This window comes from Devosia sp., from assembly GCF_041917035.1.
Classification (GTDB): domain Bacteria; phylum Pseudomonadota; class Alphaproteobacteria; order Rhizobiales; family Devosiaceae; genus Devosia_A.
Genome location: NZ_JAYRYM010000088.1, coordinates 1 through 14042, shown reverse-complemented (window position 1 = coordinate 14042; position 14042 = coordinate 1). Strand labels below are relative to the sequence as shown.

The following is a 14042-nucleotide window of genomic DNA, read 5'->3' as shown; positions in this document are numbered from 1 at the left end:
GCGCGCATCTTCGCCGATCTCGTCCCCCCCGCCGTGGCGCTGCTCCCCGAGGGGCTGCGCGGGCGCCTTCGCATCGTGCAGCAGGCGCGCGCCGAAGACCTCGACCGGGTGGCCGAGGCCTACCGGCAACTCAAGGTCAATGTCGAGCTGGCGCCCTTCTTCGCCGACCTGCCCGAGCGGATGGCGGCCGCGCATCTGGTCATCTGCCGGTCGGGAGCCTCAACCGTCACCGAGCTGGCCGCCATCGGCCGTCCGGCGATCTTCGTGCCGCTGCCCGGCTCGATCGATGCCGACCAGAAGAACAACGCGCTGGTCATCGAGGCTGCCGGCGGCGGCTGGATCGCCGAGCAGGCCACGCTTACGCCCCAATCGCTGGGCACTCGTCTGGCCTCACTTTTCGGTGATCCGCCGGCGCTCGAGCGGGCCGCGGCCGCGGCTGCGGCGCTGGGTCGGCCGGACGCCGTCTCGACGCTCGCCGACCTGGCGATCACCATGGCCCAGAAGGGGAAGACTACATGAAGATGCCGCGCAACATCGGTCCGGTGCACTTTGTCGGCATCGGTGGCATCGGCATGAGCGGCATTGCCGAGATCCTGCACAACCAGGGCTACAAGGTCCGCGGTTCAGACAGCGCCGAGAACCCGAACGTGCAGCGGCTGCGCAAGATGGGCATCGAGGTCGAGATCGGCCAGCGGGCCGAAAACCTCAAGGATGCAGCGGTCGTCGTCATTTCCTCCGCCATCAAGAAGGGCAATCCGGAACTCGACGCGGCACGTGCCCGCGGGCTGCCGGTGGTGCGGCGGGCCGAGATGCTCGCCGAGATCATGCGCTTCAAGAATGCCATCGCCATCGGCGGCACGCATGGCAAGACCACGACCACCACGCTGGTGGCGACGCTGCTCGATGCGGGCAACCTCGATCCCACCGTCATCAATGGCGGGATCATCAATGCCTATGGGACGAACGCCCGGCTGGGCGACGGGGAGTGGATGGTGGTCGAGGCCGACGAAAGCGACGGCACCTTCGTCAAGCTTCCGGCCGACGTGGCGATCGTCACCAATGTCGATCCCGAGCATCTCGACCACTACAACGACTTCGAGCACGTCAAGCAGGCCTTTCTCACCTTCGTCGAGAACGTGCCCTTCTACGGCTTTGCCGTGATGTGCCTCGACCACCCCGAGGTACAGGCACTGGTCGGACAGATCCGCGATCGGCGGGTGATCACCTACGGGCGCAATCCGCAGGCCGACGTGCGGCTGGTCGATCTCGAGATCTACGATGGAGCGAGCCACTTCGCCGTCGAGATCCGCGATCGCATTCGCATGACGCATCTGCGCATCGAGGGGCTGGAACTGCCGATGCCCGGCGAGCACAACGCGCTCAACGCAACCGCGGCGATCGCGGTCGCCGACCAGCTCAAGGTCCCCGCCGAGGCCATCCGCAAGGGCCTCAAGACCTTCTCGGGCGTCAAGCGCCGGTTCACCAGGACCGGCACGGTCGGCGGGGTGACCGTTATCGACGACTACGGCCATCATCCGGTGGAGATTGCCGCCGTGCTCAAGGCGGCGCGGCAGTCGACACGGCGCGACGTCGTCGCGGTGGTGCAGCCGCACCGCTACACCCGCGTCAACGACCTCTTCAACGAGTTCGCCACCTGCTTCAACGATGCCGACACCGTCATCGTGGCTCCGATCTATGCGGCGGGGGAGGTCCCGATCGAAGGGGTCACGCACGAGGAACTCGTCTCTCGCATCCGGGCTCGCGGCCATCGTGACGCGCGGGTGATCGATCGCCCCGAGGCCCTCGCTCCGCTTCTGGCGGGCCGTGTCGCCGATGGCGACTACGTCGTCTGCCTCGGGGCCGGCAGCATCACGCAGTGGGCGGCGTCGCTGCCGGCGGAACTCGGCGCGCTCATCGGCTCCGAGGCGGTGCAGCCATGATGCAGTGGCCCGACCTGATCCCCAAATTCCCGTGGCTGGCGGACGTGCGCGGCCGGTACGCGGCGAACCAGCCGCTCAGCGAAGTCACCTGGTTCCGCGTCGGCGGGCCGGCGCAATTGTTCTACCAGCCGGCCGACGAAGCCGACCTCGCCTACTTCATGCGCAACCTGCCGGCCGATATCCGCGTCACGGTGATCGGGCTGGGGTCGAACCTGCTGATCCGCGACGGGGGCCTTGATGGCGTCGTCATCCGCCTGTCGGCCCGGGGCTTCGGCAATATCGAGATCCTCGACAACCACCGGTTGCGGGTCGGCGCCGCGCTGCCCGACGTCAAGGTGGCGACCGCCGCGGCTGAGGCCGGCATCGACGGACTGACCTTCTATCGGGGGATTCCCGGCGGCATCGGCGGAGCGCTCTACATGAATGCCGGCTGCTACGGCACCGAGACGCGCGACCGCATGGCCGAGCTGACGGCGGTGACGCGGGCGGGCGAGATCGTCACGCTCAGCAATGCCGACATGGGCTACCTCTACCGCAAGTCGAACGGGCCGCGCGGAGCCATCTACACGTCCGCGATCTACCAGGGGTTCGCGGGCGACAAGGACGATATCCTCAACCGGATGCGCGAGATCACCGAGAAGCGCGAGAGTTCGCAGCCGACCAAGGCCAAGACCGGCGGCTCGACCTTCAAGAACCCCGAGGGGCATTCGAGCTGGAAGCTGATCGACGCGGCCGGGGGCAGGGGCCTCACCTTCGGCAACGCCCAGATGAGCGAACTGCATGCCAATTTCCTCCTCAACCTCGGCGAGGCCGACGCCTTCGAGGTCGAGACGCTGGGCGAGATGGTGCGCCAGAAGGTGCGCGACACCCACGGCATCGAGCTCAAGTGGGAGATCCGCCGCATGGGTCACTTCGTGCCGGGTCGGGAAGTGCGCGAGTTCATGGACGGCGAGCCGTTCACCGGGGTGGTGTGACTTGACCGACGAGTCCGTCGAGCCCCCCCTCCCGGCCTCCCCCGCAAGGGGGGAGGTGCCCGCCGACGTCTTCGGTTCGATCGCCCCGCTGTCACCAGCCGAGACCCTGCCCCTCGCGGGGAGGGCTGGGGTGGGGGGTGACGCCGTCCTCGGGCCTCAGAAGCAACTGCCACCAGCGACGGAAGCCAACAAATGACCAAGCACGTCGCCGTTCTGATGGGTGGGGTGTCCAACGAACGCCAGGTGTCGCTCAGTTCGGGCCGCCAGTGCGCCGACGCGCTGCGGCGGGCCGGCTACCGCGTCACCGAGGTCGACGTGGGCTTCGATATCGCCGAGCGGCTGCGCGCCGTCGCGCCGGATGTCGCGTTCAATGCCCTGCACGGTCCCTTTGGCGAGGATGGCACCATCCAGGGCGTGCTCGAGTTCCTGCGCATCCCCTATACGCATTCCGGCGTGCTGGCCTCGGCGCTGGCGATGAACAAGCACCAGGCCAAGATCATGTTCAAGGCGGTCGGCATTCCGGTGACCGATCACCTGATCGTCAACCGGGCCGAGGTGGCGCGCCAGCACGTCATGGCGCCGCCCTACGTGGTCAAGCCGATCGCCGATGGATCGAGCGTCGGGGTCTTCATCGTCAGGGCGGACCACAGCCACCCGCCGCAGGAGATCCTGCGCGAGGACTGGAATGCCGGCGAGGAGGTGATGGTCGAGCGCTACGTGCCGGGCCGGGACCTGACCTGCGCCGTCATGGGGGATGTGGCGCTCGGGGTCACGGAGATCATCACCGACCTCAGCTTTTACAATTTCGAGGCCAAGTACGCCAAAGGCGGGTCAAACCACCTCCTGCCGGCGCCGGTGCAACCGAATATTTACGACAAAGTGCAGAAGATTGCGCTCAAGGCGCATGCAGCGCTCGGGTGCCGGGGCGTCTCGCGGACGGACTTCCGCTTCAACGACCAGGCCGGGGCAGAGGGAGAACTCGTCTGCCTCGAGATCAACACCCAGCCGGGCATGACCGAAACGTCGCTGGCTCCCGAACAGGCCCGTCACGCCGGGCACTCGTTCGAGGACCTTTGCGCCTGGCTGGTGGAGGATGCGAGTTGCAACAGGTAGGGGCACAGGGTTTTGCTGATGCCCAGGTCGTCGATCCGCGCCGGCTTCCGGCCCCGCTCCGGCCCGGGCGGCATCCCCTCGCGGTCGTCGCCAGTCATACCTGGGTGCTTCACAAGGGTCTGATCGTCCGCATCGCCGGAGCGGTCATGGCCCTGCTGTTCATCGTCGGCGCCTTCGAAGCCCGCGATGTCCTGGTTGCGGCGGGCACCACGGCGTACCGGTTCGTCCAGGGCGAGTTCGCCCAGGCCGGCTTCGGGATCAAGGCCATCGAGATTTCGGGGCAGAGCCTGACCGACGACAAGGACATCATCACCCTGCTCACCGTGGGGACCGGCAACTCGACCCTGACCTTCGATGCGCAGAAGGCGCAGGCGCGGCTCGAGTGGCTCCGGGCGGTCGAGTCGGCGACGGTGCGCAAGGTCTACCCCAACAAGGTGATCGTCAGCATCGTCGAGAGGGTGCCGGTCGCCCGCTGGCGGGTCGGCGACGTCACCTGGCTGATCGACAATCGCGGGCAGAAGATCGGGACGGACGTCGCGTCCTATACCGAACTGCCGCTGTTCATCGGCGAAGGCGCGGCCGACGACTCCGTCGCCATGGCGCTGGCCCTCGATCGGCATGCGGCGCTGAAGTCGGGACTGGCAGCGCTCAGCCGGATCGGCGACCGCCGATGGGACCTGATCTACCGCAACGGACTGCGCGTGCAGCTGCCCGAGCTGGGCGTCGCGCAGGCGCTGGACCGCCTGGAGGCGTACCAGCGGGACTATCAACTGCTGGATCGCGACGTGACCCAGATCGACCTGCGCGTGCCGGGCCTCCTCGCCCTGCGGCCGGGCGAACTGGCCAGCCAGCAGATCGCCGACGGCAAGAAGAAGAAGAAGCCTTAGGCCGCTTCACGCCAAGGCCAGGGACAACCGGAACGTACCGACGATGATGACCGATGCCATGACCGCCCGGCTCAAGCCGCTTCAGCCGGGTCGCACCACACTGGTGTCCGTGCTGGACATCGGGTCGACCAAGATCGCCTGCGTCATTGCCCGCCTGGTTCCCCGCACCGAGGGCAAGGCCCTCAGGCGCCGGACGCATACGGTCGAGGTCATCGGCTACGGCTATGGGCCGTCCGCCGGGGTCAAGAGCGGGGTGATCAGCGATCTCGACAAGGCAGAGCAGGCGGTGCGCACCGTCGTCGGCATGGCCGAGCGCGCCGCCGGCGTGACCATCCAGTCGGTGATCGTCAACGTCACCGCCGGCCGGCTGGGCTCGGAGACCTTTTCGGCTGCCGTCGACCTGGGCGGCCAGGAAGTCGAGCGTGCCGACATCCAGCGCGTGCTGCGCGCCGTCAACGACCGTTCCGTCCGGCCGGAGCGCTCGATCATCCATGCGCTGCCGATCGGCTACTCGCTCGACGGTCAGAAGGGGATCCGCGATCCCCGCGGCATGGTGGGCGAGAAACTGGCGGTCGATGTGGCCGTGGTCTCGGCCGAGACGCTCGCCATGCGCAACATCGAGCTGGTGCTGCACCGCTGTCACCTGCAGATCGAGGCGCTGACGGCGACGCCCTACGCGTCCGGGCTCTCGACCCTCGTCGATGACGAAAGCGAACTGGGGGTCGCCTGCATCGACTTCGGTGGTGCCACCACCACGGTTTCCGTCTTCGCCGACGGTCACCTCGTCTACGCCGATGCCATCGCCATCGGCGGACATCACCTCACCCTCGATATCGCACGCCATCTGTCGGTCGGCATCGCCGATGCGGAGAGGCTGAAGACCATGTACGGCTCGGTGCTGCCGGGCCAGGCCGACGAGCGCGACCTGATCCCGATCACCCCGGTCGGTGCCACCCGCGACGAGGCGCCGGGGCAGATTCCGCGTTCGCACATCACGCGCATCATCCGGCCGCGGGTCGAGGAAGTGCTGACCGCCATCAAGGATCGCATGCAGTCGACCGGGATGATGGACGTCTGCGGCCGCCGGTTCGTGCTGACCGGAGGCGCCAGCGAACTCACGGGATTGCCCGAGGTCGCCCGTCGCATCCTGGCGCGCAACGTGCGCAATGGCCGTCCCATGGGCATCTCGGGCCTGCCGGACATGGCGAAGGGCCCCGCCTTCGCTACTGTCGCAGGGATGCTGATCTACCCGCAGGTCTGCGCGCAGGAGTACTCCGAGCCCCGCCGCGTCGCCAAGCTCACCGGCACCGATGGCTACCTCGCCCGGGTCGGGGGCTGGCTCCGCTCGAGCTTCTGATTCTGTCCGATCGGCCCCTCGAACGCCGCGGTTCCGCGCCGTTCGGCGCAACATGCTTAACGGCGCGTAACCTGCGCGCCTCCGGCCCTCGCAAATTGCTATGGCGTTAACCGATTGGGCTGCATTGTTAGGGTCTGATTAACGAATTGGCGACTAATACTGGTCCCACACGCCACTCATGGGGCCATCATGACGATCAACCTCACCATCCCGGACATTCAGGAACTGAAGCCACGCATCACCGTTTTCGGTGTGGGCGGCGCGGGCGGAAACGCAGTCAACAACATGATTGCCTCCGGCCTCTCGGGGGTGGACTTTGTCTGTGCCAACACCGATGCCCAGGCCCTCGCGCTCTCCAGCGCGCAGCGCATCATCCAGCTCGGTGTGTCGGTTACCGAGGGGCTCGGGGCGGGGTCGCATCCCGAGGTCGGTCGGGCCGCCGCCGAAGAGAGCTACGACGAGATCAACGACCACCTGTCGGGCGCGCACATGGTGTTCATCACCGCCGGCATGGGCGGCGGCACCGGAACCGGTGCGGCGCCCGTGGTGGCCCGCGCGGCCCGCGAGCAGGGCATCCTCACCGTCGGTGTGGTGACCAAGCCGTTCACCTTCGAAGGCAATCGCCGCGCCCGCCTCGCCGAGGACGGGATCGATGAGCTGCATCGGCACGTCGACACGCTGATCGTCATTCCGAACCAGAATCTCTTCCGCGTCGCCAACGAGAAAACGACGTTCGCGGATGCCTTCAAGATGGCGGACCAGGTGCTCTACTCCGGTGTCGCCTGCATCACCGACCTGATGGTCAAGGAAGGTCTGATCAATCTCGATTTTGCCGATGTGCGCGCCGTCATGCGCGGCATGGGCAAGGCGATGATGGGCACAGGAGAAGCCTCGGGCGAAGACCGCGCCCGGCATGCGGCAGAAGCCGCGATCGCCAATCCGCTGCTCGACGACGTGTCCATGCACGGCGCCCGCGGACTGCTGATCTCGATCACCGGCGGCCCGGACCTGACGCTGTACGAAGTCGACGAGGCGGCGAGCCGGATTCGCGAAGAAGTCGATCAGGACGCCAACATCATCCTGGGGGCGACCTTCGATCCCGACATGACCGGCACGATCCGGGTCTCGGTCGTGGCCACCGGCACCGATGCCACCATGGTGCAGGCGCTCGAGCCGATGAAGGCGAACCCGGCGCGCGTGCCGCTCAACGTGCAGACGATGCGGCGCGCGGCGCCCGAGATCGCCGCCCCGCAGCCGGAACCGGTCGCCGCGCCCGAATTCGAGTCGCAGGTGCAGCAGGCGGTGGCCGAAGCCATCACGCATGCCGAGCCCGCCTATCCCGAGTACCACGAGGACGACGGCATCACCGTCGAGCCCTATATCCCGACGGCTGCCAGCAGCCACCATGTCGAGGAGGCGCCGCGCGCCGCTGAGATGCCGATGCCGAGCGTCTACGTGCCCTCGAGCGCCGAGCGGCCGGACGGACAGCGGCGCATGCCGCGGACCGAGGAACTGCCTGTTGTTGCAAGGCGGTCACTCAGCGAACAAGAAAAGCAGGAGGCCGAGCCGCGCAACGCTCGCGCGCTGTTCAAGCGCCTCGCCTCCAATGTGGGTCTCGGCATGAAGCCGGCCGAGCCGGTGCGTCAGCAGATGCCGCCGGACCTGTCGGCCGACGATGCGGCGGCCCGCAGTGCCATCGAGGCCGGAGCCTCCCGGAATCCGCGGGGTTCGGCGCCCGCCGAAGGGGCGCGAGGCAATCTCGATCAGCACGGCAGGCCGTCGTCGCAGCCTGCTCCCAAGGAGCATATCGAGATCCCGGCCTTCCTGCGAAAGCACGGCTAGGGCCGAGCGCAGAAAGCGCTGAAGTCAGGTCCCGGTGCGGCTTCCGCGCCGGGATTTTATTGTCTATGACTGCTTCGGGTCACGGACGGGGCGGGAGTCCTTTCAGAATGCAGAAGCTCTCGGCGCGGCAGCGCACCCTGGCCGATGCCCTCGAATTCAGCGGCATTGGCGTCCACTCGGGTGCCCCCGTTACGCTGGTCATGGAGCCTGCCGCACCCGACAGCGGCTACACCATCACCCGGGTCTACGACGATGGCCGCAAGGTCGGTCCGGTGCCCGTGCATTTCTCCCGCGTCACGCGCACCACGCTCTGCACCACGATCGACCTGGGGGAGAGCGCGTCGGTGGCGACGGTGGAGCATGTGGTCTCCGCCCTCAGCGGCCTGGGCGTCGACAACGCGCACCTGGTGCTCAGGGGCGAGGAATGCCCGATCGTCGACGGCAGCGCCTGGCCGTTCGTGCAGGGGATCATGGAAGTCGGGCTGACGGTGCAACCGGCGCCGCGTCGCTTCATCAAGATCATGCGCCAGGTTCTCGTGCGCAACAACGAGGCCTCGGCGGCGCTGGAGCCCTACAATGGGCGCATGCTGGACCTCGAGATCGACTTCGACAGCCGCGTCATCGGCCGGCAGCGGATGATCTTCGACTGGACGCCGCGCAAGTACTACGAGGACGTCTCGCGGGCACGCACCTTCGGCTTCGTCAGGGACGGCAAGATCCTGCGCCAGGCCGGCTACGCGCTCGGCTCCTCGATGGACAACTCGATCACCGTGCACGAGGACCGCATTCTTAATCCTTCGGGGCTGCGCTACGAGGACGAGTTCGTGCGGCACAAGCTGCTCGACGCGATCGGCGACCTGGCGCTGTGCGGCTTGCCGATCTACGGTCGCTTCCGCTCGTACAAGGGCGGCCATGCGCTCAATGCGCTGGTGCTGCACGGGCTGTTCGCCAGCGAGGCGAATTACGAGATCGTGTCGGCGGAAGACCTCCCGGAAGCCTTCGATGCCCTGGACGACATGCCCGAAGGCATCAATGTCAGGTCTTATCTGCGGTCCGTCGGCTGATTCCCCGACGCCACAGTTTTGATCTTATTTGCGAGTAGTTGGCCGCCTTGCTTAAGGTGGCGCGTAGAGGAATGGGGCCGGTTGTGACAAGCATGGTGCAAGCAGGGTCGTTTCAGCGCATGTCGCGCCTCGTGCTGGTCGGCGCCGTGGTGCTGCTGCTGGCCGGCTGCAACATGTTCGGCCAGCCCAAGATCAAGGAAGAGCCGATCATTCCGCCCGATACGCTGTATCAGCAGGCGCTCAGCGAGATGGACGGCCAGCGCTACATCACGGCCATTGCCACGCTGGAAAAGCTCGAACGTCAGCATCCCTACTCGGAGTTCAACGAGAAGGCGAAGCTGATGCAGGTCTACGCCAACTACCGAATCGGTCGCTTTCCCGACGCCATCCTCGCCGCCGATCGCTACATGGCGCTCTATCCGGGGTCGAAGGAGACGGCGTACGTTCTCTATCTCAAGGGCAATTCGTACTTCGGCCAGATCAAGGACATCACCCGCGACCAGCAGATCTCGCAGGACGCGATCGAGACCTACAGCCTGATCATCTCGAACTACCCCGAGAGCCAGTATGCCAAGGACGCCCGCGAGAAGCTGGTGATCGGCGTCGACAATCTCGCGGGCAAGGAGATGTCGGTCGGGCGCTACTACCTGGGCAACGGGCAGTATGCCGCCGCGATCAACCGTTTCCGCACCGTTGTCGAGAAGTTCCAGACCTCGACGCATATCGAGGAGGCGCTCTATCGGCTGACCGAGGCGAATCTGTCGCTCGGGCTGATCACCGAAGCGCAGACGGCGGCGGCGGTGCTCGGGCACAACTACCCCAAGAGCTCCTGGTACAAGCAGGCGTTCGACCTGCTGCAGAGGCAGGGCGTCAGCCCGCAGATCCACTCCGGCAGCAGCCTGGCGCAGCTCAAGACGAGCTGACCCGCAAGTTATCTGTTGCCCGTTTGTTCCGGTTTGCGATAGTTTGTCCGGAACGTGCCGTCCCGGGCCGGGGGCAGGTTGTCGAGGGGCCAGTCCCGAATGCTGAGCACGCTTTCGGTTCGCAACATCGTTCTGATCGACCAGCTCGATCTGGCGCTCGACGCTGGTCTCACCGCTCTCACCGGTGAAACCGGGGCGGGCAAGTCGATTCTCCTCGATGCGCTGACGTTGGCGCTCGGCGGGCGCGGCGATGCCTCGCTGGTGCGGGCCGGGACGGATAGCGGCCAGGTGGTGGCGGTGGTGCAGCTGCCGCGTCGGCACCCGGCGCGGGAGGCCCTGAGGGCCAATGCCATCTCCGATGACGACGAGGTGATCCTCAGGCGCGTGCAGTTCGCCGACGGCCGCACACGCGCCTTCATCAACGATCAGCCGGTATCGGCCGGGCTGCTGCAGGCGATCGGATCGCTGATCGTCGAGATCCACGGACAGCATGACGATCGGGCGCTGGTCGATGTCGCGACCCATCGCGCCGCCCTCGATGCGTTCGGCGGGCACGACGGACTCAGTGCGGCCGTCAACGGCGCCTACGAGGCGCTCGTCGAGGCCGATGCGGCGGTCGAAGGACAGCGCGCGCTGATCATCGAGGCGCAGGGCCGCGAGGATTATGCGCGGCATGTCGTCGAGGAGCTGTCCGATCTCGCCCCGGAGGCCGGCGAGGAGGAGGTGCTGGCGGAGCGTCGCCAGCGCCTCATGCAGCTCGAGCGGGCGGCCGAAGAGGTGCGCGACGCCGACGAGATCCTGAACGGGCCCACGGCGCCGGGGCCGACGCTGGCGAGCCTGATGCGCCGGCTGATGCGCAAGGCCGATGCCGGAGCGGCGGTGTTCCGGCCGGTCGTCGATGCCCTCGATGCGACGCTGGTCTCGCTCGATGCGACATCGGAGGCGCTCGAGCAGTTGAAGCGGGAAATGGCCTTCGATCCGAGCGACCTCGAGCGGGTGGAGGAGCGGCTCTTTGCGCTGCGGGCCGCGGCGCGCAAGCACCACACCAGCTGCGACGGCCTGCCGGGGGTCCTCGCGCGCTACCGGGCCGACCTCGAGGCGCTGCAGAGCGGCGAAGCGAGTCTCGAGGTACTGGAGGCCGCCGCGGCGGCGGCGCGCCAGTCCTACACGGTGGCGGCCGGTGCCCTCAGCACAGCCCGTCACGCGGCCGCCGAGCAGCTGGCGCGCGCGGTCGAGGGCGAGTTGCCTGATCTCAAGCTCGGCGCGGCCCGCTTCATCGTCGATCTCGAGACCAATCCGGCACGGATCGCGGCCGCCGGCTGGGACCAGGTCGCCTTCCACGTCCAGACCAACCCCGGGACCGCGGCCGGGCCGCTGCTCAAGGTGGCCTCCGGCGGCGAACTCAGCCGCTTCCTGCTGGCGCTCAAGGTGGTTCTCGCCGATCGCGGGTCGGCGCCGGTGCTGGTCTTCGACGAGATCGATACCGGTGTCGGCGGCGCGGTCGCCGATGCGATCGGCCGGCGCCTGGCGCGACTGGCCCGCAAGGTGCAGGTGCTGGCGGTCACGCACGCGCCGCAGGTCGCGGCACGGGCCAACCGGCACATGCTGATCGAGAAGCAGGCGATCGAGGAGGGGGCCTTCATGCGCACCCATGTCCGCCACCTCGATGGCGCGGCCCGTCAGGAAGAAGTGGCCCGCATGCTGGCCGGCGCCAAGGTCACCGACGAGGCACGGGCGGCGGCCGGCAAGCTCATTTCGGAGGTGTCGTGAGCGTCGACGATCGGGAAATCGAGAGCTATTCGGAGGCAGAGGCCACCGCCGAGCTGGCGCGCCTCAGGCAGCTGATCGACGCTGCGGACATTGCCTACCACCAGAACGACATGCCGGAGATCTCGGACGCCGACTACGACGCGCTGAAGCTGCGTTACCAGGCGATCGAGACGGCTTTTCCCGAGCTCCGGCAGGCCGACAGCCTCACTGGTCGGGTCGGGGCACCTGCGGCGGAGGGCTTCGCCAAGGTCCGGCACGCCGTACCGATGCTCAGCCTCGCCAAGGCCTACACCGATCAGGACGTGCTCGACTTCATAGAGCGCGGCCGGCGCTTCTTCGAGCGCGACAGGGACCTCGACCTGGCCTTCACCGCCGAGCCCAAGATTGACGGCCTGTCGGCGTCGCTGCGCTACGAGAACGGCGAATTCGTGCAGGGCGCGACGCGCGGCGACGGCTCGGTGGGCGAGGACATCACCGCCAACCTGCGGACCATCGCCGATATCCCGCATCGCCTTGCCGGCACGGGCTGGCCCGAGACCATCGAAATCCGGGGCGAGGTCTACATGAGCTTTGCCGAGTTCGAGGCGCTCAAGGCGCGGGCAGCGGTCGACGGCAAGAAGGAATACGTCAACCCGCGCAACACCGCGGCCGGTTCGCTGCGCCAGAAGGATCCGGCGATCACCGCCAGCCGCAACCTCAACTTCTTCGCCTATGCCTGGGGCCATGCCAGCCGCGATCCCGCGCCGACCCAGTTCGAGGCAGTGAGGATGTTCGCGCAGTGGGGGTTCCGCGTCAGCCCGCTGATGGTGCGGGCGAGCTCCGCCGAGGAACTCATCGCTCACTACCGGCTGATCGAGGCGCAGCGGTCGTCGCTGGGTTACGACATCGATGGCGTGGTCTACAAGGTGGACCAATTGGAGCTGCAGCGGCGCTGGGGGTTCGTCACCGGCGAGCCGCGCTGGGCGGTCGCCCACAAGTTCCCGGCCGAGCAGGCCTCCACGGTGGTGCGCGGCATCGATATCCAGGTCGGGCGCACCGGCACGCTCGCGCCCGTCGCCCGGCTCGATCCGGTCAGCGTCGGCGGCGTGACGGTCGAGAACGTCACGCTCCACAACGAGGACTACATCGCCGGTCGCGACAGTAGCGGCCTGCCGATCCGCGGCGGCAAGGACATCCGCATCGGCGACACGGTGGTCATCCAGCGCGCCGGCGACGTGATCCCGCAAATCGTCGACGTGCTGATCGAGAGGCGGCCGGCCGAAGCCGAGCCCTATCGGATGCCGCATGTCTGCCCGGTCTGCGGCTCGCCCGCCATCCGCGAGATCAACGAGAAGACCGGCAAGGAGGATTCCCGTCGCCGCTGCACCGGCGAGCTGATCTGCCCGGCACAGGCGGTAGAGCGGCTGCGGCACTTCGTGTCGCGCGGCGCCATGGACATCGAGGGATTGGGGGCGGAGAACATCGACCTGCTGTTTTCGTCGGGCCTCGTTCGCACCGCCGCCGACATCTTCACGCTGCGCGACCGGCGGGCCGAGGTGCAGGTCGCCTTTGCCGAGCGGCGGGAGGAGCAGGCGCGCCAGCGCGAGGCTGCGTCGGGCAAGTCGCGCAAGGCCGTTCGGGGCGTCGAGGAGCGCAGCTTCGAGGGCCTCGACAAGCTGTTCGACGCCATCGATGCGCGCCGCGCCCCGGAGCTCGATCGCTTCGTCTTCGCGCTGGGCATTCCGCATATCGGGGAAACCACCGCGGCGATGCTGGCGCGGACCTTCTCGACGGTCGCGGCGCTGCGCGACACCGCGGTGGCCGCCGGGCAGCGCGACGGCGACCTGCACGAGGTCTTTCCCTCGATCAACGGCATCGGCGACACGGTCTGGAGTTCGCTGCGCGATTTCTTCGCCAACGAGCGCAATGTCGCGGCGTTCGACAGGCTGCTGGGGCAGGTGAGGCCGAACGACTATGTGCTGACCGTCTCGGCCGACAGCGAGGTGGCCGGCAAGACCGTGGTGTTCACCGGCACGCTCGAGAAGCTCACGCGCGGCGAAGCCAAGGCCATGGCCGAGCGGCTGGGTGCCAAGGTGGCCGGTTCGGTCTCGAAGAACACCGATATCGTCGTCGCCGGGCCGGGCGCGGGCAGCAAGCTCAAGCAGGCCCAGGACCTCGGCATCCTTGTGCTCG

The 14042-nt window shown here is 67.6% G+C and carries 11 protein-coding genes; all 11 read left to right on the top strand.

Going from position 1 to position 14042, the window contains the following annotated elements; all coding sequences use genetic code 11:
- A partial coding sequence (locus ACE3TU_RS10965) for a glycosyltransferase (RefSeq protein WP_374624014.1) occupies positions 1-519 on the top strand: 519 nt, incomplete at its 5' end.
- Positions 516-1940, top strand: coding sequence for a UDP-N-acetylmuramate--L-alanine ligase (gene murC / locus ACE3TU_RS10960; RefSeq protein ID WP_374624011.1), 1425 nt, complete (start codon positions 516-518; stop codon positions 1938-1940). The genes ACE3TU_RS10965 and murC, both read left to right, overlap by 4 nt.
- Complete coding sequence (gene murB / locus ACE3TU_RS10955; RefSeq protein WP_374624017.1) at positions 1940-2914, top strand: UDP-N-acetylmuramate dehydrogenase; 975 nt, start codon at positions 1940-1942, stop codon at positions 2912-2914. Before murC ends, murB begins: the two co-directional genes overlap by 1 nt.
- A gap of 192 nt (positions 2915-3106) precedes the next feature.
- The gene (locus tag ACE3TU_RS10950; protein ID WP_374624009.1) at positions 3107-4027 is read left to right on the top strand and encodes a D-alanine--D-alanine ligase; all 921 of its coding nucleotides are present in this window, start codon (positions 3107-3109) and stop codon (positions 4025-4027) included.
- Between the two features lie 146 nt (positions 4028-4173).
- Positions 4174-4914: a cell division protein FtsQ/DivIB gene (locus ACE3TU_RS10945; protein ID WP_374624006.1), complete on the top strand. Its 741-nt coding sequence runs from the start codon at positions 4174-4176 to the stop codon at positions 4912-4914.
- Between the two features lie 43 nt (positions 4915-4957).
- Complete coding sequence (gene ftsA / locus ACE3TU_RS10940; protein WP_374624003.1) at positions 4958-6271, top strand: cell division protein FtsA; 1314 nt, start codon at positions 4958-4960, stop codon at positions 6269-6271.
- Positions 6272-6460: 189 nt separating this feature from the next.
- Positions 6461-8113: a cell division protein FtsZ gene (ftsZ, locus tag ACE3TU_RS10935; RefSeq protein WP_374624000.1), complete on the top strand. Its 1653-nt coding sequence runs from the start codon at positions 6461-6463 to the stop codon at positions 8111-8113.
- A 107-nt stretch (positions 8114-8220) separates the two neighbouring features.
- Complete coding sequence (lpxC, locus tag ACE3TU_RS10930; protein ID WP_374623997.1) at positions 8221-9177, top strand: UDP-3-O-acyl-N-acetylglucosamine deacetylase; 957 nt, start codon at positions 8221-8223, stop codon at positions 9175-9177.
- Positions 9178-9269: 92 nt separating this feature from the next.
- Entirely contained in the window at positions 9270-10100 is an 831-nt protein-coding gene (locus tag ACE3TU_RS10925; RefSeq protein WP_374623994.1) for an outer membrane protein assembly factor BamD, read from the top strand.
- A gap of 99 nt (positions 10101-10199) precedes the next feature.
- Positions 10200-11870, top strand: coding sequence for a DNA repair protein RecN (recN, locus tag ACE3TU_RS10920; RefSeq protein WP_374623991.1), 1671 nt, complete (start codon positions 10200-10202; stop codon positions 11868-11870).
- A partial coding sequence (gene ligA / locus ACE3TU_RS10915; RefSeq protein WP_374623988.1) for an NAD-dependent DNA ligase LigA occupies positions 11867-14042 on the top strand: 2176 nt, incomplete at its 3' end. The genes recN and ligA, both read left to right, overlap by 4 nt.

Excerpts from the sequence above, each read along its gene's own strand:
- recN (WP_374623991.1), top strand. The coding sequence starts at position 10,200 with ATGCTGAGCACGCTTTCGGTTCGCAACATCGTTCTGATCGACCAGCTC.
- murC (WP_374624011.1), top strand. The coding sequence starts at position 516 with ATGAAGATGCCGCGCAACATCGGTCCGGTGCACTTTGTCGGCATCGGT.
- murB (WP_374624017.1), top strand. The coding sequence starts at position 1,940 with ATGCAGTGGCCCGACCTGATCCCCAAATTCCCGTGGCTGGCGGACGTG.
- ftsZ (WP_374624000.1), top strand. The coding sequence starts at position 6,461 with ATGACGATCAACCTCACCATCCCGGACATTCAGGAACTGAAGCCACGC.
- ACE3TU_RS10950 (WP_374624009.1), top strand. The coding sequence starts at position 3,107 with ATGACCAAGCACGTCGCCGTTCTGATGGGTGGGGTGTCCAACGAACGC.
- lpxC (WP_374623997.1), top strand. The coding sequence starts at position 8,221 with ATGCAGAAGCTCTCGGCGCGGCAGCGCACCCTGGCCGATGCCCTCGAA.
- ACE3TU_RS10945 (WP_374624006.1), top strand. The coding sequence starts at position 4,174 with ATGGCCCTGCTGTTCATCGTCGGCGCCTTCGAAGCCCGCGATGTCCTG.
- ftsA (WP_374624003.1), top strand. The coding sequence starts at position 4,958 with ATGATGACCGATGCCATGACCGCCCGGCTCAAGCCGCTTCAGCCGGGT.
- ACE3TU_RS10925 (WP_374623994.1), top strand. The coding sequence starts at position 9,270 with ATGGTGCAAGCAGGGTCGTTTCAGCGCATGTCGCGCCTCGTGCTGGTC.